The 19,621-nt window shown below is 70.7% G+C and carries 15 protein-coding genes, 1 other RNA gene and 1 pseudogene; 8 read left to right on the top strand and 9 right to left on the bottom strand.

What is annotated here, in order from left to right:
• Positions 1-466 precede the first annotated feature (466 nt).
• Positions 467-1,690, bottom strand: coding sequence for a serine hydrolase domain-containing protein (locus ACZ4NT_RS02410; protein WP_467722892.1), 1,224 nt, complete (start codon positions 1,688-1,690; stop codon positions 467-469).
• Positions 1,618-3,003: a multidrug effflux MFS transporter gene (locus ACZ4NT_RS02405; protein ID WP_467722809.1), complete on the bottom strand. Its 1,386-nt coding sequence runs from the start codon at positions 3,001-3,003 to the stop codon at positions 1,618-1,620. The genes ACZ4NT_RS02410 and ACZ4NT_RS02405 overlap by 73 nt, the downstream gene beginning before the upstream one ends.
• Positions 3,004-3,086: 83 nt before the next feature.
• On the opposite strand from ACZ4NT_RS02405, the gene ACZ4NT_RS02400 reads away from it, so the two are divergent.
• Positions 3,087-4,088, top strand: coding sequence for a Gfo/Idh/MocA family protein (locus ACZ4NT_RS02400; protein ID WP_121403350.1), 1,002 nt, complete (start codon positions 3,087-3,089; stop codon positions 4,086-4,088).
• A gap of 75 nt (positions 4,089-4,163) precedes the next feature.
• Here ACZ4NT_RS02400 and ACZ4NT_RS02395 read toward each other — a convergent pair whose 3' ends face one another.
• Complete coding sequence (locus ACZ4NT_RS02395; RefSeq protein ID WP_467722807.1) at positions 4,164-5,819, bottom strand: alkaline phosphatase D family protein; 1,656 nt, start codon at positions 5,817-5,819, stop codon at positions 4,164-4,166.
• 133 nt (positions 5,820-5,952) lie between these two features.
• Here ACZ4NT_RS02395 and ACZ4NT_RS02390 point away from each other — a divergent pair, with 133 nt between their 5' ends.
• Complete coding sequence (locus ACZ4NT_RS02390) at positions 5,953-6,711, top strand: SDR family oxidoreductase (protein ID WP_121404759.1); 759 nt, start codon at positions 5,953-5,955, stop codon at positions 6,709-6,711.
• Between the two features lie 243 nt (positions 6,712-6,954).
• On the opposite strand, the gene ACZ4NT_RS02385 is transcribed toward ACZ4NT_RS02390, so the two are convergent.
• The 3 genes from ACZ4NT_RS02385 to ACZ4NT_RS02375 form a co-directional block, all read right to left on the bottom strand.
• Positions 6,955-8,121 (bottom strand): D-alanyl-D-alanine carboxypeptidase family protein, encoded by a 1,167-nt coding sequence (locus tag ACZ4NT_RS02385; RefSeq protein ID WP_467722805.1) that lies wholly within the window; start codon positions 8,119-8,121, stop codon positions 6,955-6,957.
• A 335-nt stretch (positions 8,122-8,456) separates the two neighbouring features.
• The gene (locus ACZ4NT_RS02380) at positions 8,457-8,729 is read right to left on the bottom strand and encodes a hypothetical protein (protein ID WP_467722803.1); all 273 of its coding nucleotides are present in this window, start codon (positions 8,727-8,729) and stop codon (positions 8,457-8,459) included.
• Between the two features lie 245 nt (positions 8,730-8,974).
• On the bottom strand, positions 8,975-9,298 hold the full coding sequence (locus tag ACZ4NT_RS02375) for a nuclear transport factor 2 family protein (protein ID WP_121403347.1): 324 nt from the start codon (positions 9,296-9,298) through the stop codon (positions 8,975-8,977).
• A gap of 131 nt (positions 9,299-9,429) precedes the next feature.
• On the opposite strand from ACZ4NT_RS02375, the gene ACZ4NT_RS02370 reads away from it, so the two are divergent.
• The 6 genes from ACZ4NT_RS02370 to ACZ4NT_RS02345 all read left to right on the top strand — a co-directional run bounded on the left by ACZ4NT_RS02370 (position 9,430) and on the right by ACZ4NT_RS02345 (position 17,087).
• Positions 9,430-9,975 (top strand): DoxX family membrane protein, encoded by a 546-nt coding sequence (locus tag ACZ4NT_RS02370; RefSeq protein ID WP_121404758.1) that lies wholly within the window; start codon positions 9,430-9,432, stop codon positions 9,973-9,975.
• 36 nt (positions 9,976-10,011) lie between these two features.
• Positions 10,012-10,344, top strand: coding sequence for a MazG-like family protein (locus ACZ4NT_RS02365; RefSeq protein WP_121403346.1), 333 nt, complete (start codon positions 10,012-10,014; stop codon positions 10,342-10,344).
• Between the two features lie 598 nt (positions 10,345-10,942).
• Positions 10,943-11,923, top strand: coding sequence for a DUF3800 domain-containing protein (locus ACZ4NT_RS02360; RefSeq protein WP_467722801.1), 981 nt, complete (start codon positions 10,943-10,945; stop codon positions 11,921-11,923).
• A gap of 417 nt (positions 11,924-12,340) precedes the next feature.
• Positions 12,341-12,676: a hypothetical protein gene (locus ACZ4NT_RS02355; protein WP_467722800.1), complete on the top strand. Its 336-nt coding sequence runs from the start codon at positions 12,341-12,343 to the stop codon at positions 12,674-12,676.
• A 415-nt stretch (positions 12,677-13,091) separates the two neighbouring features.
• Positions 13,092-15,047, top strand: a complete 1,956-nt coding sequence (locus ACZ4NT_RS02350; RefSeq protein ID WP_467722798.1) for a DNA/RNA helicase domain-containing protein — start codon at positions 13,092-13,094, stop codon at positions 15,045-15,047.
• Positions 15,048-15,182: 135 nt separating this feature from the next.
• Positions 15,183-17,087, top strand: coding sequence for a DNA/RNA helicase domain-containing protein (locus ACZ4NT_RS02345; protein ID WP_467722796.1), 1,905 nt, complete (start codon positions 15,183-15,185; stop codon positions 17,085-17,087).
• A 328-nt stretch (positions 17,088-17,415) separates the two neighbouring features.
• Here the strand turns inward: ACZ4NT_RS02345 and rnpB are convergent.
• The 3 genes and pseudogenes from rnpB to ACZ4NT_RS02330 all read right to left on the bottom strand — a co-directional run bounded on the left by rnpB (position 17,416) and on the right by ACZ4NT_RS02330 (position 19,611).
• Positions 17,416-17,817: RNase P RNA component class A (gene rnpB, locus ACZ4NT_RS02340), an RNA gene on the bottom strand.
• Positions 17,818-17,935: 118 nt separating this feature from the next.
• Positions 17,936-18,652, bottom strand: a pseudogene (locus ACZ4NT_RS02335) (DMT family transporter); the annotation flags it as partial.
• Positions 18,653-18,711: 59 nt separating this feature from the next.
• Positions 18,712-19,611, bottom strand: a complete 900-nt coding sequence (locus ACZ4NT_RS02330; RefSeq protein WP_467722794.1) for an AraC family transcriptional regulator — start codon at positions 19,609-19,611, stop codon at positions 18,712-18,714.
• Positions 19,612-19,621 lie beyond the last annotated feature (10 nt).

Genomic DNA, 19,621 nt, shown 5'->3' with positions numbered 1-19,621 from the left:
ACGCAGGCGCCCCCCTCCCGCACGGCACACCCCCCACCGCCTCCACACCACCCGGCGACCCCGCGCACGCCAGGCCGGTCGGCGAACCCGGCGCCGCGCAGGCGCCCCCCTCCCGCACGGCACACCCCCCACCGCCTCCACACCACCCGGCGACCCCGCGCACGCCAGGCCGGTCGGCGAACCCGGCGCCGCAAGGTGCCGCTGTGCCCACCCGTGCCGCCCCTTGCGGCACGCCTGCCCACAGCTGGGGCGGCCGGGTCGGCACGCCTGCCCACGGCTGGGGAGGCCGGGGTGGCGCGCCTGCCCACGGCTGGGGAGGCCGGGGTGACGCGCCTGCCCACGACTGGGGCGGCCGGGGTGACGCGCCTCCCACAGCTGGGGCGGCCGGGACGCACGCCTGCCCACAGCTGGGGCGGCCGGGACGGCGGGCCTGCCCACCCGGGGCGGCGGGGAGGGTACGGGCCGGCTACGGCGGGGGCGGGGTGCCTGTGGGGCCCCGTACCGCGTGGGCCAGGCGGGTCGCGGCTGCCGCGCGCGGGGTGTTGTCCGGGGCACGGCGACGCGGGTGGACCGTGTTGGCCAGGAGGACGAGGAACGTGTCCGTGGCCGGGTCGAGGACCAGGGACGTGCCCGTGAACCCCGTGTGGCCCACCGCGCCGCGACCGGCCAGGTCGCCCATGAACCACCGCTGGTCCACGGCGAAGCCGAGCCCCGGCGGGGTCAGCATCAGCTCGACGAAGTCGGGCCCGAGGATGCGGGCGGGGCCGTAGGAGCCCCCGGCGAGGAGGGCGCGGCAGAAGACGGCGAGGTCGCGGCCCGTGGAGAAGAGGCCCGCGTGTCCGGCCACTCCACCGAGCGCCCACGCGTTCTCGTCGTGCACCACGCCCCGCAGCATCCCCCGGTCCGCCTTCGCCCACGGCCGCCGCTGGTCCTCGGTGGCGGCGGCGCCGGGGCACGGTCCGAAGCCGGTCGCCGTCATGCCCAGCGGCCGGGTGATCCCGTCGTGGATCAGGACGTCGAGTCCGCGCCCGGCGATGCGTTCCAGGACGTACTGCAGGAGCAGCAGGTTGAGGTCGGAGTAGCGGTACACGGAGCCGGGCCGCGACAACGGCGCCTCCGCCCGCAGGAGTTCGAGGCGCGCCTCCTCGGACGGGCAGTCGTACAGCGGGAGTTCGGGCCGCAGCCCCGACGTGTGGGTGAGGAGCTGGCGCACGGTGATGCCGTGCCGCGCGACGGCGCGGAAGTCGGGCAGGTACGCCGCCACCCGCGCGTCGATGCCCAGCGTGCCGCGCTCCAGTTGCTGGACCGCGGCGACCGCGGTGAACAGCTTGGTCAGCGAGGCCAGGTCGAACGGCGTGTCCACGGTCATCGGCACCCGGTCCCCGGGCGCCGCCTCGATGCCGACGTCCTTCTCCGCGTCGTACGACGCATAGCGCACCGCCCACCCGGCCGCCTCCTCGACGGCGATCACCGGGCCGCGCCCGGCGACCACGACGGTGCCCGCCGCCCAGGGGCGCTCCCCCGTCGTCAGGGTGCGCACCTCCCGTACGAGGTGACGAAGCTCCCCGGAGTCGAGCCCGGCACGTTCCGGTGTGTCGACGCGCAGTCTCGGTGCGCTCAGCTCCCTGCCGCCTTTCCTTGCGCTGTCCGGCCGTCCTCGGGCTCGCGGTCCGCGTCGGGCAGCCGGGATGATCCTCGTTCCCAGGGACGGCACAGTGCCACGAAGCAGGCGATCGCCACCAGTGCCGCGGCCAGTTGGACGACGGCCATCGGCACCGCGGTGTGCTCGCCCGCGACACCGACGAGGGGGGAGGCGATCGCGCCGACGAGGAAGGAGGTGGTGCCCAGGAGGGCCGACGCGGAGCCCGCGGTGTGCCGGGTGCGCATCAGGGCGAGGGCCTGGGTGTTGGGGAGGGTGATGCCCATGGCGGTCATCAGGGCGAAGAGCGCGCCGGCGACGGGCACGAGCCCGACCTCGCCGAGGACGCCGGTCGACATGAGGAGCAGGGCGGTCGCGGAGAGGGCGACCACGGCGAGACCGGTGGCGAGCGTCTTGTCCAGGCTGACCCGGCCGACGAGGACCTTGCCGTTGAGCTGGCCGGCGGCCACCAGGCCGACGGAGTTCAGCCCGAACAGCAGGCTGAAGGTCTGCGGGGAGGCGCCGTAGATCTCCTGGATCACGAAGGGCGAGGCGGCTATGTAGGCGAACAGCGCGGCGAAGGCGAAGCCGCCCGCCAGCATGTAGCCGGCGAAGACTCGGTCGGCGAGCAGTCCCCGCATGGCGTGCAGAGCCGCGCCGACACCGCCGCCGTGCCGGTCCTCGGGGGCGAGCGTCTCGGGCAGCCGGAACCACACGACGGCCGTCAGCACGACGCCGACGAGCGTGAGGACGACGAAGACGCCCCGCCAGTCGGTGACGCGCAGGATCTGCCCGCCGATGAGCGGGGCGACGATCGGGGCGACCCCCGAGACCAGCATCAGGGTGGAGAAGAACCGCGCCATGGCCACGCCGTCGTACAGGTCGCGAACAACGGCCCGGGCGATGACGATTCCGGCGGCCCCCGCCAGGCCCTGGGCGAGCCGGAAGGCCACGAGGAGTTCGACGTTGGGGGCCACGGCGCACAGCGCGGTGGCCACGATGTAGACGGCGAGGCCTGCCAGCAGGGGTCTGCGGCGGCCCAGTCGGTCGCTCAGCGGGCCCACGACGAGCTGGCCGAGCGCCATGCCCGCCAGGCAGGCGGTGAGGGTGAGCTGCACGGTCGCGGCGGGCGCGTGCAGCGACCTGGTCACCTCCGGCAGCGACGGGAGGTACATGTCCATGGCCAGCGGGGGCGTGGCGGTGAGCCCGCCGAGGACGAGGATGACGAGGAGTCCGGTCCGGCGCAGGGCCGCGGCGCCGGGCAGGGGCACGGCGGTGACGGGTGCCTGCTCGGCGACCGCCGCGTGCGCGGGGTGCCCCTGGGGGTCCTGCTGCCCCTTCGTGGTGCGGCCGCCCTCCGCCATGTGCCCCTCCCTCTCCGTTCGGTCCGCCACCTATGCTCTCAGCTCGTACAGGGTGTTCGGGGTCACAGGGCGAGGGGCCGGGGATGACGGGCGAGAACGTGCGGTGGGGAATTCTGGCGACCGGAGGGATCGCGGCGGCGTTCGCCGCGGACCTGGTGGATCTGCCGGACGCGGAGCTCGTGGCGGTGGCGTCGCGCAGCCAGGAGTCGGCGAAGGCGTTCGCGGAGCGGTTCGCGATACCCCGGGCGTACGGCGACTGGGCGTCGCTCGCCGCGGACGAGGACGTCGACGTGGTGTACGTCGCCACTCCGCACTCGGCGCACCGGGTGGCCGCGGGGCTGTGCCTGGAGGCGGGGCGGCACGTGCTGTGCGAGAAGGCGTTCACGCTGAACGCACGGGAGGCGCAGGAGCTGGTGGCGCTCGCCCGGGAGCGGGGCAGCTTCCTGATGGAGGCCATGTGGATGTACTGCAATCCGCTGGTCCGGCGGTTGAAGGCGCTGGTGGACGACGGTGCGATCGGTGACGTGCGCACGGTGCAGGCGGACTTCGGTCTCGCGGGGCCCTTTCCGCCCTCGCACCGGCTGCGGGACCCCGCGCAGGGGGGCGGCGCGCTCCTGGATCTGGGCGTGTACCCGGTGTCGTTCGCGCAGTTGCTGCTCGGCGAGCCCTCGGACGTCACCGCGAGAGCGGTGCTCTCCGACGAGGGCGTCGATCTCCAGACAGGCGCACTGCTCTCCTACGAGAGCGGCGCTCTCGCTTCGGTGCACTGCTCCATCAGCGGCGGTACCCCGGTGTCCGCCTCGGTCACCGGCTCCGCGGGCCGTATCGACATTCCGGAGGGGTTCTTCTTCCCGGACCACTTCGTGCTGCACCGCGACGGCCGCGACCCCGAGAAGTTCCTGGCCGACCCGGCGAGCGGCCCCCGCAACAGCCTCAAGCACGAGGCCGTCGAGGTGATGCGGGCCCTGCGCGCCGGGGAGACCGAGTCGCCGCTGGTCCCGCTGGACGGCACCCTCGCCGTGATGCGGACGCTCGACGCGATACGCGACCGCGTCGGCGTCCGCTACCCCGGAGAGATCGCCTAGGGGGCTCCCACGCCGGCACGGGGGCCGCCCGGGCCGGCGTGGGAGCCACGCGGGCCGGCGTGGGGGCCGCTCGGCTCAGGCCGGCTCGAGGCCCTGGTCGCCCACCTCCGTCACGAAGGACGCGGCCGTCGTGATCGGCGCCCCCGGCGTCGTCACGGCGGACACCGTCTTGAAGTCGGCCCGCGCCTCCTCGCGTCCGAGCTCCACGGTCACATAGCCGCGCCGCCCGTTGTAGAACTTCAGGTGCGGGTTGGCCTTGGTGTAGGTCTCCCAGTTGGCGGGGCGGTCCGCGCCGTCCTTGCCGCTGGCGACGGACGTCGCGACGATCTCCGTGCCGAGCGTCGCCGACGCCGGGTCGTCGAAGTCGTCCTTGATGTCGAAGGCGTACCCGACGTGGACGTCACCGGTGAGCACCATCAGGTTCTCGACGCCTGCCGACTTCGCCCCGGCGAGGACCCGTTGGCGCGAGGCCCGGTAGCCGTCCCAGGCGTCCATCGACACCTTCGCCACCGCGTTGAGGTCCAGCTTGCGCTGGGAGAAGGTCACCTGCTGCGGGACCACGTTCCACAGGGCCCGCGAGTCGCGCCAGCCGTCGATCAGCCAGCGCTCCTGCGTCGCCCCGGTGATCGTGCGCGCCGGGTCGTCCGACTCGGGGCCGGGGACGTGCGAGCCGTCGCCGTAGGCCTGGTTGGAGCGGTACTGGCGGGTGTCGAGGATGTCGAACTGGGCGAGCCGGCCCCACTGGAGGCGCCGGTACAGCCGCGCGTCGGGCCCGTCCGGCAGCTGGGGACGGCGCAGCGGCTGGTTCTCCCAGTAGGCCCGGTAGGCGGCGGCCCGGCGCAGCAGGAACTCCTCCGGCGGGTTGCCGTTCTCGTCGATGTCCCCGGCGTAGTTGTTCTCGGTCTCGTGGTCGTCCCAGGTGACGACGAAGGGGTGGGCGGCGTGGGCGGCCCGCAGGTCGGGGTCGGACTTGTAGAGGGCGTACCGCAGCCGGTAGTCCTCCAGGGTCACGGTCTCGTGGTTGAAGAGGTCGGGCAGGATGCGGTCGGTGTACTTGCGGGCGCCGCCGACGGAGTTGACGGCGTACTCGTAGAGGTAGTCGCCGAGGTGGAAGACCACGTCGACGTCGTCCTCGGCGAGGTGCTTGTACGCGGTGAAGTAGCCGTCGTGGTACGCCTGGCAGGAGACCGCGGCGAGGGTGAGCGCGGAGGCGTGGCTGCGGGTGGCGGGCGCGGTGCGGGTGCGGCCGGTGCCGCTGACCCAGTTGCCCGCGCGGAAGCGGTAGTAGAAGACCCGGTCGGCGTCGAGGTGGCCGACCTCGACGTGCAGGCTGTGGTTGAACTCGGGGTGCGCGAGGGCGGTGCCGCGTCTGGCGATGCGGCGGAACCGCTCGTCGTGGGCCAGTTCCCAGTGCACGACGACGCGTTCCCGGGGCAGTCCGCCGTCGGCCTGGTAGGGCTTCGGGGCGAGGCGGGTCCACAGCAGGACGGAGCCGGGCAGCGGGTCGCCCGAGGCCACCCCGAGCGTGAAGGGGTCGTCGGTGATCTTCGCGGCGTCGAGTTCGGCGGCGCTCGCCACGCCCGCGGCCGGCAGCTCGACGGCGAAGGCGAGTGCGGCGGCCGCGCCCGTGACGGTGAGGAAGCGGCGGCGTCCGATGTGCCGGGCGGCGGCGCGCAGTTCGGCTGCGTGCCGGGACGGGGCGTGCGGTGGCTGATGGGCTGCGGGTGTCATCTGGCCCTCCCCTGACGGTGGTTGTACGAGGCATTGGAGTGGCCAGGGTCGACGCTGGCCTGTCGCGTACACAACAGCCAGATGGCGGATGGATGAGTTCCGGATGGCGGACCCTCCCGTACGCTGCGGGGCCATGAATGCCATGCAAACGAAGACCGCTGTGGTGACCGGGGCGGGCTCCGGCATCGGCCGCGCGGTCGCCGTGGAACTGCTGCGCACGGGCTGGTCGGTGGCGCTCGCGGGGCGCCGTGCCGAAACGCTGCGGGACACGGCGGCGCTCGCCCCCGGGGCCCCCTCGCTGGTGCTGCGGACGGACGTCTCGGACCCCGACGACGTGGCGGCCCTCTTCGCCGCCGTCCGCGACCGCTTCGGCCGCCTGGACCTGCTCTTCAACAACGCAGGCACGTTCGGCCCCGGCGGCGTCCCGGTCGAGGAACTGCCCTACGACGCCTGGCGGCACGTGGTGGACACCAACCTCAACGGGGCCTTCCTGTGCGCGCAGGCGGCGTACCGGCAGATGAAGGAGCAGGATCCGCAGGGCGGGCGGATCATCAACAACGGCTCGATCTCCGCGCACACGCCCCGTCCGCAGTCGGTCGCCTACACGGCGACCAAGCACGCCCTGACCGGACTGACCAAGGCGCTCTCCCTGGACGGGCGCCCGTACCGGATCGCGGTGGGGCAGATCGACATCGGGAACGCGGCCACCGACATGACCGAGCGGATGCGGACCGGCACCCTGCAGGCCAACGGTGAACTCGCGGTCGAGCCCGTGATGGACGTGGCCGACGTGGCCCGCACGGTACGGCACATGGCCGAACTCCCCCTGGAGGCGAACGTGCAGTTCGCCACGGTGCTGGCGACGGCCATGCCGTACGTGGGTCGCGGCTGATACCGGGGCCGCGTCGGGCGACGACTCGATCCGCACAAACGGAAGTTGTACGTCCGCACCCATGGCGGCCGGTGAGGAGCTTATGCTCTACTCTTCCTCACGCATTTCTCCACCGTGTCTTCACATGTGGAGGACAGGACGCCCGCAGCCGCACCGAGGGGGAGGCGGCGGCCGTTCCGCGGTCCGGCAGGGGTGGGCCTCGCTTGCGAGGCTGTGCACGGACCCGGGACGGCCGCCCGCAGATCAGGCCCCGGGCCCGCCCTCCGCCCCGTCCGCGCCCTCGACCGCCCGGTCGTCTCTGCGGCGGCGCCACGCGTAGGCGCCGCCCGCCAGCAGCGCGAGCGCTCCGGCCGTCCCGCCGGCCAGGCCCCAGGACGAGGTGCCCTCCGCGTGAGAGGCAGGGGCGCCCGCCGCGGCCCTGACGGGCTTCCTGGTCGCCGCGGGACTCGCGCCGCCCTCGCTGACCGGGTCGACCAGGACGCCCACGGGCCGGGCCTTCCCCGCGTGCGCGAAACCCCAGTCGAGCAGGGCGGCCGTCTCCTCGTAGACGCCGTTGCCCCCGCTCTTCGGATGCAGCACGGTGACCAGGAGCGTGCGTCCGTCACGGGTCGCCGCCCCGGTGAAGGTGTTGCCGGCATGGCTGGTGTAGCCGTTCTTCACCCCGATCAGACCCTTGTACGTCTCCATCCCCCAGGCGCCCGTCAGCAGGCGGTCGGTGTTCTGGATCTGGAAGGTCTTCTTCCCGCCCGCCGGGAAGTCGGCGGTGCGCGTCGCGCAGTAGGCCCGGAAGTCGGGGTCGTGCAGGCCGTGCCGGGCGAAGAGCGTCAGGTCGTAGGCGGAGGAGAGCTGCCCCTTGTGGTCGAACCCGTCGGGGCTGACCACATGGGTGTCCAGGGCCTGCAGATCCGCGGCCTTGGCCTGCATCGAGGCCACGGTCCCGGCGATCCCGCCGTTCATGCGGCTGAGCACGTGCACCGCGTCGTTGCCCGAGCGCAGAAAGACCCCGAGCCACAACTGCTCGACGGTGTACGTGATTCCGGGCCGGATGCCGACCAGGCTGGAGCCCGCCGGGATCGCGGCCAGGTCGGCGTCGGTCACCCTGTACCGGTCGGTCCGCTCGAACTTCTCCAGCACCGTGTCGGCGAAGAGCATCTTCAGGGTGGACGCGGGCGCCAGGCGCCGGTGCGCGCGGTACGAGGCGAGCACCTGTCCGCTCTCGTGATCGGCGATCAGCCAGGCACGGGCGGTGAGTTCGGGCAGTCCCGAGGCGCCGCTCACCTGGACCCCGGCACGCCCCAGCCGCTCGCCGCCGATCGTGGCGGCGGCGGAGGCGGGTGCGGCGGCGGTCAGCGGAACGGCGGCGGCGAGGCCGAGAGCGGCACGGCGGGTGAGCCGAGAGGAATCGCGCATCCCGGGACCGTACAAAGCGCCTGCGCGGCGCCGCGCGGCGGGGTCACAAAGGGAGGGCATGCTGCTCCCAAAGGCACGGCAAAGGCACCCGCACCGACCGTGCGGAAAGGCCGTCCGAGCGGTCCGCCGAAGGGCCCGCACCGCCCCGCGGAACGGGCGCCCGGAACGTGCGCACCGACCTGTCCGGCAGCCGCCGGGGAGGCCTTTCCCGAAGGGCTGCCGACCCCCGGTCAGCAGGGCCTTCCTGGGCGTACGCCCTCCCCCGCACGGGAATGCGCCGTCTTGGCGAATTCTGATTCCGGACCCCGCATTCTCAGCCCCGGCACACCCTTTCCTCAGGTCCGCTCAAGGCTTTCTCCGTGGCTTGTGGCCGCGCCCACAGCGGGCGCCAAGAACCTTTGGGGAACGGGAGTTTTGGCATCGAGCGCGATACCGAGCGCCAGACCCATGGCGATCACCGTCGACTCGGTGTCGGCCGGCATGCAGCAGGCGCAGGGCAAGGTCCTGAAGTCGCTGTACGGGCTCGGCACCGACATGACGGTCACCAAGGCCGTGGCGGCGCCCTCCGGGAACTCCACCGGCAGACCGAAGTTCGACTTCGGCGCCAAGTCGGGCAGCGGCTCGACACAGAGCTCGGACCGCGTGATGACGCAAGGCGGCCAGACCCTCAAGTCTTCACGCAGGGCAAGGCCAACTCCTCGACCACGCAGCAGCAGGGCGTCCCCGCGGGCAACCAGGCGGCGGGGACAGGGCGACGTCGGCGGCGTACGCGGATCGGGGCGGCGCCGGGCACCGGGCGCCCCCGGAGCGCCCGCCGTCTCGGTCGTACGCGGCCCGCCCGTCCGCCGGCGGGTCAGGCCTGACCGGTCTCGAACCGGGAGATCCGGCCGTCCTCGACGACGAAGGTCCACCGCGTCTTCATCTCGCCCCAGGTGTCGTTGCTGTACCGGGCGAGGAGCGAACGGCCGCCGTTGGACTCGTTGTCGACCTCCATGTGGCCGTGCGAGGAGAAGATCTCCCGGTCGGTCCAGTCGGCGAGGTCGCGGTCGGACCCGTCGTCGGCCATGGTGGCGTCCGCGGTGAGGACGGCCCTGAAGGCCTCGCGGTCGTGGGCGTTCACGGCACTGACGAAGGCCCGGACGGCCGGGTCGCTGAGCTTGGTCACCTGAATCGTCATGCCAGTCAGACTCACACCGGTCCCGGGCGGGCGCCACCCGTACGGCCGCGCGGGCCCGTCGGCGGCGGGCGATCGGTGCCAGGCTGGAGACGCGGGAGGGACTCATGCCGCTGTCTGCCCTTGGAGTCATGGTGACCTGTTACGACCGAAGCGACCTGGGACTGCTGCTGCTCCGTCTGGGCACGGGCGGAGTACTCGCCGCGCACGGCGCGCAGAAACTGTTCGGATGGTTCGGCGGAGGCGGAATCTCCGGGACCGCCGCGGCCATGGAGTCCATGGGGTACGCGCCCGGAAAGGCCAGCGCGACGGCGGCGGGCCTCGCCGAGGCCGGCGGCGGCACCCTGCTGGCGCTGGGCCTGGCCACACCCGCGGCGGGCGCCGCGGCGGCCGGTGCGATGGCGGGCGCGGCGGCGGTGCACACGCCGAACGGGTTCTTCGCGCAGAGCGGCGGCTACGAGTACGCCGCGACGCTGGGCCTGACCGCGGCCGGCCTCGCCGTGACGGGGCCGGGCCGGCTGTCGCTGGACCATCTGCTCGGCCACACCGTCAACCGCGGCTGGATGGTGCCGGCCGCGCTCGCGGTGACCGCGGCGGCGGCGCTGGCCGTGGTCGGCACCCGCAACAACCGGGTACGGCGGGCGGCGGAGGGCGAACAGGACCCCCTGTTCGAGGAGTAGGCGTCGCCGCGCTCCCGCCGGGGGAGACTGACTCCCATGGCTGACAGCGCTGTCGAGGACCTCTGGGGCACGATCGACCTCCTGCACGCCTGGCTGGACGACCATCGCACGCACGACGCCCGCGAGGGCCTCCTGCTGCGGATGCTGAAGCTGTCGGAGGAGGTCGGCGAGGTCGCGCAGGCGGTGATCGGCGCGACGGGCCAGAACCCGCGCAAGGGCGCGAGCCACACCTGGGACGACGTCCGCGCCGAACTCTGCGACGTCGTCATCACGGCCCTGGTGGCCCTGCGCACCCTGAGCCCGGACGCCCGGGAGGTCTTCTCGGCGCACCTGAGAAAAGTGCGGGAGCGGTCGGTGGGGCCCGCCTGACCGCCACGCCGGCCAGGGCTCGGCGGGCCGCTCGGCGACGCCGGTGAGAGGGGCCGGGCTGCACGTCCAACGGGACGTGTTCTCCCCCGCGAGGCCCGGAAGGCGTACGGGAGCGGACGCCTCGCAGGTCAGGGACCTGAGCCGCAGACGAGTCGGGCTGTACGCCGGGGGGAGTCACCGCAGCACTGCGACCTGCACTAATATGCCGGGCGCCGAATCCTAGGGCTACGTTGACGGCTACGTAAAACGCTGATGCGCCCCACCTCTTGGAGAGCTGCGCGCCCTATCGCGAGGATGGGTCAAGGTGCAGCAGGGTTCGAAGGTTATGGGATCAGCCCTCGCAGGAGACGCGGAACACGACGACTGTGCCGACCCGTCTCTGTCAGCCTTGACCTCTCACAGCCCTCGCTCCCAATTCGCCAGCCTTCACTATGTGGTGGCGGTGCATGGTGGCGCGAAACTGTCCTTCATCCCGGTCCCGGCCGCGCCGTGATTGCCCGTCACAAGCGGACTCCACTACGCTGCGCCTCAGAACGAACACCACTCTGCGACCGAGCTCCGCTCGGCGTGGAACCTCCTATGGCCGTCCCCCAAGGATTTGGGGTCGGCCATAGCTGTTTGTGCACCCAGGGGGAAGGTCTTGCACCTGTGTTATCTCGATGAGTCCGGGACCGGGCAGGTCCTCAACCCCGGCGTGGCCGACTCCGTTCCGGTCATGGTCATCGGCGGATTCACTGTGCCCGAGAGCCAGATCAAGGGCCTCGCCTGGGACTTCATCGCCCTCAAGAAGCAGTTCCGGCCGGAACTGCGCAAGGTGCCCGCGTTGAGTCAGGTCGTCCACCATGAGATCAAGGGCGAGACGATACGCAAGTCCTTCCGTCGACCGGGGCGCAACCAACGGCGTATGGCGCACGGATTCCTCGATCATCTCCTGACTATCTTGGAACGTCGCGACTGCAGGGTCATGGCTCGCATTTGGGTGAAGCAGGACGGTGTCGTCAACGACGACACGGCCATGTACGCGGCTTCGGTGACCACTCTGTGCGCAAACTTCGAGCACTATCTCGCTGAACGCTCCAGCAGCGGCATCGCTGTGCTGGACAGTCGCAATCCCAGCGACAACGTCGGCAACGTGCACTGTGTGACGACCAGAAAGTTCGCCAAGGGTGGCGACCCGATGCCCCACCTTCCCGAGTCTCCGGTCTTCGGCCACAGTGACACGCACTTGGGTCTACAGATCGCCGATCTCCTGGTGAGCGCCGTACTGGCTCCGTCGGCCGCCGTGACCTACGCCGGTGACCTGGCCGGCAATGTTCACTGTCATCCGGGGTTCGTCGAGGTGCGAGACCGGCACTGCCCCCGTCTCGGAAAACTCCAGCACCGCTATCAGGCACCAACGGGCAAGTGGACGGGCGGGATCGTCGTCTCAGATGCACGCGGGCATCAGTCAGCGGGCAAGCTGTTCGCGCCAACGGTCACGGCCGTGACCGCGCCCGGCGTGGGCATCCCCGGGCAGGACTCTCCTCTCGACCTCGCCACCGCTGCCACGGCCCCCGCACCGGCCTCTCCTGCAATGTAGCGTTCGTGCCGAGTAGCCGGCCGCTCAGCCGACCATGGTGCTGAACTGGACCGGTTCCTTGAGTACTGCGGCGGCCCCTTCCAGATCGGCCAGCCTCGCCGCCAGCGTCGCTTCGGCGAGACGGCGTGGCAAGGCCGTACGGAGACCGCGCCCAGGCCGGCCGGATCCGCGTAGGGCTGCTCGCTCTCCGGGGCGAGGTAGACCTGTGCGGCGTCCTCGATGAGGCCGACGTCGAAAGCGGCGTTGCCGAGGGAGCGCAGCAGGGTCGCGTTCGTGTCGACGTCCCGTGCCGCGGTCTGCCAGTCGGTGATCCGCAGCTCGGGGCCGGAGCCGTCCGAGCGGGCGCTGACATAGACGGAGCGTGCGGCAAGCGCACGATGGTAGAGCGAGCGGCTGTGGGCGTACGGCCTCTGCGAGTTGCCGCACCAGGTCCAGACGCATCTCGGGGCCGCGTCTGCCGCCAAGCGTGGCCAGGTACTGGTCGAGACGGAGGTCGGTCTTGTGGTGGCGGAAGAGGATCGCCGGGCCCGCTTCGTGGTCGCGGATCTCGACCGCCGCCGAGATGCCCCGGTGCGTGATGCCCTGGAGCACCTGGTACTCGCGACGTGCAGCGCGCTCGATTGCACGCTTGACCGACTCGTCCGGCTGCTGGCCGACGAGGTGGATCCGTACCCGGCCCTCCTCTTGCACCAGTCCGTCGACCCGCTCGGCCAACCGGCCGAGGCAGGTGCTGGCTTGAGAACTCCTGGGTGATGCGACGCTCCGGCCGGTCCGGCGGCAGTCCCAGGAAGTCCTGCCAGATAGGTGGCAGCCCGCTCGCGCCGTCATCTCTGCCGAAAACCCGGATGCGCTGGACGTCGTCGAGGCGGCTCTCCAGATCCGGGGAGGAGAGGAAGACCACCGGTTCGATGCGCGGCAGCGGACCCGTGAAGCGGGCCTAAAATCTTCCGGCCGACCTTACCTCTCAGCGATTATCTCCCTCCCCATGCTTGCTTGGGGCCCCTGGCTCGATCTTGCCCCCACGGCTCCGAATCGAGCTAACGTTGCTCGCTGTCATCGCGGCCCGCCAGGCTTCCGCTTCCCAGGACATGCCTCCACCCGCAAGGGATTCGGCGTGCCGTGGGGGAAGTCCTTGTCGTCCTATCTGCTCCGGGAATCTGCTGCCTCGTTGGCCGAAGAGGTCAAGCGCCAACCTGGAACGGCTCATCGTCCGCTGACCGAACGGCTGATCCTGGCCTACAAGGACAAGCACAAGCGGAAGAAGGGCAAGGATCAGGAGGGGACGCCTCCGGCGAATGGTCTTGTCGAGGCCTGGGAGAACAGTCTGCCTCCGGTGATCAATGCCCTCGTCGAGCGAGGTCTTGGTCAGGTGGAGGTGTTCATAGAGTTCGGGCTTCCGCACACCGACGCCGATGTGGACGTGCTCCTGGCCGGCGTGCACCCGGGCAGCGGCGCACCCTCGTACGTGTTGATCGAGCTGAAGCAGCAACGTTCCGCCACCGTGCACCCGAAGCGGTCGGTCGCCGTCGATCTCGGCTTCGCCAACTGGAAACTGCATCCGGTCCGGCAGGTGCAGAAGTACTGCGACTACCTGGTGCAGTACAAAGCCGCTCTGCGCGGTAAGCCCGAGAGCGTCGTCGGAGCCGTGCTGATGCACAACGCTCACGACGATGACGTGCGAGAGCTTTTCAAGCTTCCGGAGAGCGAGCACGGACGGCTCTACACCATGGACCGGCTCGAGCCGTTCCGGAGAATGCTGGGTGCGCGGTTGGCCGCGCTGCCGGGTGGAGAGGCCGCCCAGGTGCTGATCGACTCCCCTGAGTACGATCCGCCGAAGATCGCCGACGTCAACCTCCCCACGCGTATGGGACCGCCGGAGCGCTTCCAGCTGCTGGACGAGCAGGAGTTGGCGCACCAGGACGTACACGAGGCGGTGCGACGGGTCCACGAGGGCGGCACCAAGGAAGTCATCATCGTCCGGGGCGGGCCGGGCAGCGGCAAGAGTGCCATCGCGCTCGAACTCCGGCGCACCCTCGACCAGGCCGGCTGGAACGTCATTCACGCCTCGGGGGCCAAGGCGCTCACCCTGACCCTTCGCGAGACCTACGCGCAGAACGCGCCGCGCGGCATGAAGGGAAAGCTGAAGAAGGAAGCCACGCGGCTGTTCACCTACTTCAACCAGCTGAAGAAGCTGCCGCCGGACAGTTGTGACGTCGTCATCTGCGACGAAGCACACCGCATTCGTCGCCACTCCGTCGACCGGTACACGCCCCGCGAAGAGCGTGAGAACGCTCGCCCCCAAGCCGACGAGATCATAGAGGCGTCGCGTGTCCCCGTCTTCCTGCTCGACGACTGGCAGTCCCTTCGCCCCGGCGAGGTCGGCACGGCCGAGTACTTGATCGAACGCGCGAAGGCGTTGGGGCTTCGGCATACCCTCATCGACCTCGGCGGCATGTTCCGGGCCCAGGGAAGCGCCTACTACCGGGACTGGGTGCTGAAACTGCTCAGCGTGGGCGTGCACACCCCACAGGTCTGGGTGCCCGACGGGCGGATGCAGGTTCACCTCGCCGACTCCCCGCAGGAAATGACGGACTTCCTTGAGGGGCAACGACTCACAGGGGCGACCACGCGAACCGTCGCCGGTTTCTGCTGGCCTTGGAGCAATCCGGACGAGAACGGCGCGCTGGTCGCGGACGTCACCATCGACGGTTGGCAGCAGCCCTGGAACGTGAAGAGCGGCCATGCCGTGGAAGGCGCACCCGATGCCGACTTCTGGGCTACCGACCCGCGGGGTACCGGGCAGGTCGGTTGCGTCTACACCGCCCAGACCTTCGAGTTCGACTGGGTGGGCGTGATCATCGGCCCGGATCTCGTCTGGCGTGAGGGCCGCTTCGTCGTCGACCGGACCGCCACCCGTGACCCGGAGCTGCGGCCCAGGACGATCGACGAGGCCGATATCGACCGCTGTGTCCGTAACGCCTACCACGTCCTGCTGACCCGCGGAATCATGGGCGTGGTGATCTACTCGACGGACGAGGCCACGCGGGACGCTCTGCGCGGGCATGTGATCACCTCGGTGCAGCATCCACTCCCCAAGCAGATGCGCAAGATTGTCAGCCCGTGACGACGCTATTCCGCCAGTTCTCCCGGCAGCCCGTTCGGTAGCATTCGATCAATCGTCATTGCGGCCCGCCGGGCTTCCGCCTCAGGACATGCCCCCACCCGCGCGAGATACTTCGTGCTGCCTGGGGGCATTTTCTTGCTGTTCCGTGACTCCGCCACCGCGGTCGCCGCCCGCCGTCTCGAAGGATCGCTGGGCCTGTATCTCACCGAGCAGTTCACTCGGGTGCACGGGTACAGGCCGAGCATGGCAGAGACACGCTCCTGGGACCGGAGCATCCCGGCACTCACCGACGTGCTGCTCGACGCAGGGCTCGGTCAGGTGGAGGTGCTGCTGGAGTACGGGCTGCCGTTGACCAGCAAGCGGGCCGATGCGGTTCTCGCCGGAGTCCATCCCCGGACCGGTGAGCCCTCGTATGTCGTCGTTGAGCTCAAGCAGTGGAGCGAGGCTCACCCCGACGATGATGATCCTCTGCTGTGCATCCTGGACGACTACTCCCATCCCGTCCTCAACCCCATTGAGCAGGTGCGCGGTTACTGCGACTACCTCGTCGCCTTCAACGGGGCACTGGCCCAGCATCCTGAGCGGATTTCGGGCGTTGCCTACCTTCACAACGCAACCGCGTTCGGCGTGTCCGGCCTCGACGAAGTCGAACTCAGTGAGCGCGGCCGCATGTTCACAGCGGACCGGCGCGGGGACTTCCTCGCATACTTGCAGTCGAAGCTGAGCGCCGCATCCGGAGCCAAGGCAGCCGACGAGTTGTTGCTCGCCAAGGTCCAGCCTTCGAAGCAGTTGATGGCCGTCGCGGCACAGGAGGTCCGCGAGCGGGAGCAGTTCGTCCTTCTCGATGAGCAGCGTGTGGCGTACGAGACCGTCCTGAAGGCCGTCGAGCGAGCGCACGAGGCTGATCACAAAGAGGTTGTGATCATCACGGGCGGGCCGGGAACCGGCAAGAGTGTGATCGCCCTGTCGCTCCTCGGGGACCTGTACCGGCGTGGAGTCCCCGCTCTGCACGCGACCGGCTCACAGTCATTCACGAAGACCATGCGCAAGGTGGCCGGCGCGCGGAAGCCCGAAGTGCGGGACCTCTTCAAGTACTTCAACAGTTTCGTGACCGCCAAGCGGAACAGCCTGGACGTGCTGGTGTGCGACGAAGCCCATCGCGTGCGGGAGACGTCTGCCAGCCGCTTCACTCCGGCGGCGCAACGCACCGGTAAGCGGCAGCTTGAGGAACTGATCGACGTGGCCCGCGTGCCCGTCTTCCTCCTGGACCAGCACCAGGTTGTACGGCCCGGGGAGACGGGGACCGTCGAGGAGATCAAGGCAGCGGCTGCGCAGAAGGACCTGCAGTGCCGGGTGGTGGAACTGGACAGCCAGTTCCGCTGTGGAGGGAGCGAGGCGTACCTGCGGTGGGTCGTACGGCTGCTGGGGCTGGAGGGCGACGAGGCCGTCGTATGGGAGCCCGATGGTCGGATGCAGCTCGATGTCGTCGATTCTCCGGAGGAATTGGAAGCCCTTCTGGAGGAAAAGCAGTCGAAGGGATACGGGGCCAGGTTGTCAGCCGGGTTCTGTTGGCGCTGGTCGGATGCCAAGCCCGGTGAGCCGCTTCCCCTCGATGTTCAGATCGGCGACTGGGGCCGGCCATGGAACCTCAAGGGTGAGCGGTCGATCATGGGCGCACCGCCATCAGCGCTCTGGGCCACTGACCCTGCGGGCTTCGGCCAAGTCGGCTGCGTCTACACGGCGCAGGGCTTCGAGTACGACTGGAGCGGTGTGATCATCGGGCCCGACCTCGTCTGGCGGGAGAACGGCTGGGTTGTCGACCGGGCCGCTTCCAAGGACCCCGCCTTGCGGAAGGGCAACGGCAAGACTGCGGCATCGGACATCGACGTGGATCGGTTGATCCGCAACACGTACAAGGTGCTCTTGACACGTGGCATGGTCGGCACAGCCATCTACTCGACGGACCCGGAGACCCGGGCGAAACTGCGTGAGCTGGTGAAGCCTGGGAGATCAACTGCCACGGCTCTCAGCGCGGGATAGTGCCATTAGGTCAACTGCTACGGCCGCAACCACGGGATGATTTTTCCCGCCTGTCACGAGTGCGGTCCACTGGATCGATTGCCATATGTAACTCGCTCCGTAGTGCCTTTGGACTAAGCAGAGCTGTCAAGGAGGTACCCGTTGGCCAGAACTTCGTAGGCTGCTCGGTCATCGTGGCGGAGCCCGAATACTCCAGGGCAGAGGTCGCTTGCCTCAGGTCAGGCCCCGAGAACGCCAATCTCCACCGCCGCGCCCTACGGCTACTTTCATTCTGGTCCGGCAGAAAGATGTTCTGACCAGCATGTTCGCTGATCAGCGGCCATGGCGGCAGACGAGTCGGGCTGTACGCCGGGTTCTGTCGCCCGGCTGCCTCGCGGCGGCCGGGGAGACGGCCATCCATCTAGGGCCGGCGTTGCCGCCGGCCTCGTGCGGTCTACCCGCGGACTCGGGCGGGCAGCCCTCGAACGTCCGCGCAGAGACACCGGGGTGTCTCCTTTTGACCTTGCTCCGGGTGGGGTTTACCTAGCCGCCTGAGTCACCTCAGGCGCTGGTGGTCTCTTACACCACCGTTTCACCCTTACCGGGGACCGAGGTCCCCGGCGGTCTGTTTTCTGTGGCACTGTCCCGCGGGTCACCCCGGGTGGCCGTTAGCCACCACCCTGCCCTGTGGAGCCCGGACGTTCCTCGGGGAGGTCCACAAGGGCCTCCACGCGGCCGTCCGCCCGGCTCGTCTGCCGTATCCGCCATGCTACCGGGCGGGCGGACGCCCGCCGTCCCGGGGCCGCCGTCGCCAGGAACGAGCCCGCCAGGATGAGCGCGAACGCGGCGCCGACCGCCGGGGTCAGGGACTCGTCCAGGAACAGCACCCCGGCCGCCACCGCCACCGCCGGATTGACGTACGTGAAGACGACCGCGCGGGTCGGACCGGTCTCGCGGATCAGTTCGAGGAAGACCACGAAGGCGAGGGCCGTGCAGATGACGCCCAGGCCCGCGAGCGAGGCCAGGACCGGCGCCGACGGGACCGAGGACGGCCAGGTCACGGCCGCCGCCGGGGCGTACACGGCCGTCGCGAGCAGCAGGCACGGGGCGATCAGCTGGAGCGTCGGGACCTGCTTGAGGTGACGCGCCATGATCAGCGGCGCGGTGGCGTAGCCGATCACCGTCAGCAGGACCTCCGCCAGCGACCGCGCGTCGCCACCGGTCAGATGCGGGACGGTCAGCGTCGCGACGCCCGCGAGCCCGAGGGCGAGACCCACGCCGCGGCGGGCGCCGAGCCGTTCGGTGTCGCCGAAGAGGCGGGCCAGGACCACGCCGGCGATCGGGACGCCCGCGATCAGCAGCCCCGCCGTGGAACTGGACAGATGGCGCTCCGCGTCCGTCAGGGTCCACCAGGGGCCGACGATCTCGATGCAGGCGAACGCCAGCATGGGACGCCAGTGGGCCCGTACGACGGTGAGCAGGCCGCCCTGCCGCAGCGCGAAGGGCAGGAGCAGGGCCGCGCCGAGCGCACAGCGCGTGAAGACGACCATCGACGGGGACACTCCGTCCACCGCCACCTTGATCATCAGATAGGGGATGCCCCAGAGGACTCCCATCAGGGAGAACAGGAGCCAGCCGCGTGCAGTCATGCGGACGAGTGTCGGCCCCCGTGCGGCACGGTGTCTTGAACGCTGTTGCGGGCCGGGGAGGGCGCCCGCCCGCTCCGAGCCGTCGGCGCCACGCTCGCCCGGTACGCCGCGGGGGTCACCCCCAGCACCCTGCGGAACCAGCGCGTCAGGTGCGCCTGGTCCGCGAAGCCCACCAGGCCGGCCACCTCGGCGGGGCGGCGCCCGGCCTCCAGCAGGCCCCGCGCGCGGGCGACCCGGTGCTGCGCCAGCCAGGCGTACGGCGGCATTCCCATGGTCGTACGGAAGGCGCGCAGGAGCTGGTAGCGGGACAGGCCGAGGTCGGCCGCGAGGTCGGCGAGGGACGGCGGGGCCAGCAGTTCGTCCGCGAGCCGGTCGCGGACGGAGAGGGCGACGGCGCCCGCGCCCGGCACGGTGTCGCCGGTCCGGCGGGCGGTGGAGTGGCGGCGGGCGAGGGCGGTGAGCAGCCACGGGAGGCGGGACTCGGCCTCCAAGGGGTCGGGGTGGGCGCTGAGTTCGGTGTGCGCCGTGCGCAGGGCCGCGGCCAGCTCGGGGTCGTCCAGCAGGGGTTCGCGGAAGTGGGGCGGGGAGAGGGTGCCCTCGGCGAGGAGGGACGCGTCCGGGTAGAGGGCGCGGTAGGCGTAACCGTCGCAGGCCGCGGGGCCTCCGGTGTGCACCTCTCCGGGGGCGAGGACGACGATGGAGCCCGGGCCGGTGCGGATCCGGCCGCCGCGGTAGTCGATGACCTCGGTGCCGCCGACGCAGACGCCGACGGTGAACTCCTCGTGGGCGTGCGGGGCGTAGCGGTGCCGGTCGAAGCGTGCCGTGAGCAGGTCGAGGCGCGGTCCGTCCCGGCCGAGGGTGGCCCGGGTCCACCGGGCCTCTTCCGTCCCGCCCACCGGTCTCCCT

Source organism: Streptomyces sp. NPDC026417, assembly GCF_055567695.1.
The sequence above is the reverse complement of the archived record's forward strand: the minus strand, read 5'-3'. Positions and strand labels throughout refer to the sequence as shown.

Excerpts from the sequence above, each read along its gene's own strand:
- ACZ4NT_RS02395 (WP_467722807.1), bottom strand. The coding sequence starts at position 5,819 with ATGACACCCGCAGCCCATCAGCCACCGCACGCCCCGTCCCGGCACGCA.
- ACZ4NT_RS02385 (WP_467722805.1), bottom strand. The coding sequence starts at position 8,121 with ATGCGCGATTCCTCTCGGCTCACCCGCCGTGCCGCTCTCGGCCTCGCC.
- ACZ4NT_RS02375 (WP_121403347.1), bottom strand. The coding sequence starts at position 9,298 with ATGACGATTCAGGTGACCAAGCTCAGCGACCCGGCCGTCCGGGCCTTC.
- ACZ4NT_RS02400 (WP_121403350.1), top strand. The coding sequence starts at position 3,087 with ATGACGGGCGAGAACGTGCGGTGGGGAATTCTGGCGACCGGAGGGATC.
- ACZ4NT_RS02405 (WP_467722809.1), bottom strand. The coding sequence starts at position 3,003 with ATGGCGGAGGGCGGCCGCACCACGAAGGGGCAGCAGGACCCCCAGGGG.
- ACZ4NT_RS02365 (WP_121403346.1), top strand. The coding sequence starts at position 10,012 with ATGGCTGACAGCGCTGTCGAGGACCTCTGGGGCACGATCGACCTCCTG.
- ACZ4NT_RS02390 (WP_121404759.1), top strand. The coding sequence starts at position 5,953 with ATGAATGCCATGCAAACGAAGACCGCTGTGGTGACCGGGGCGGGCTCC.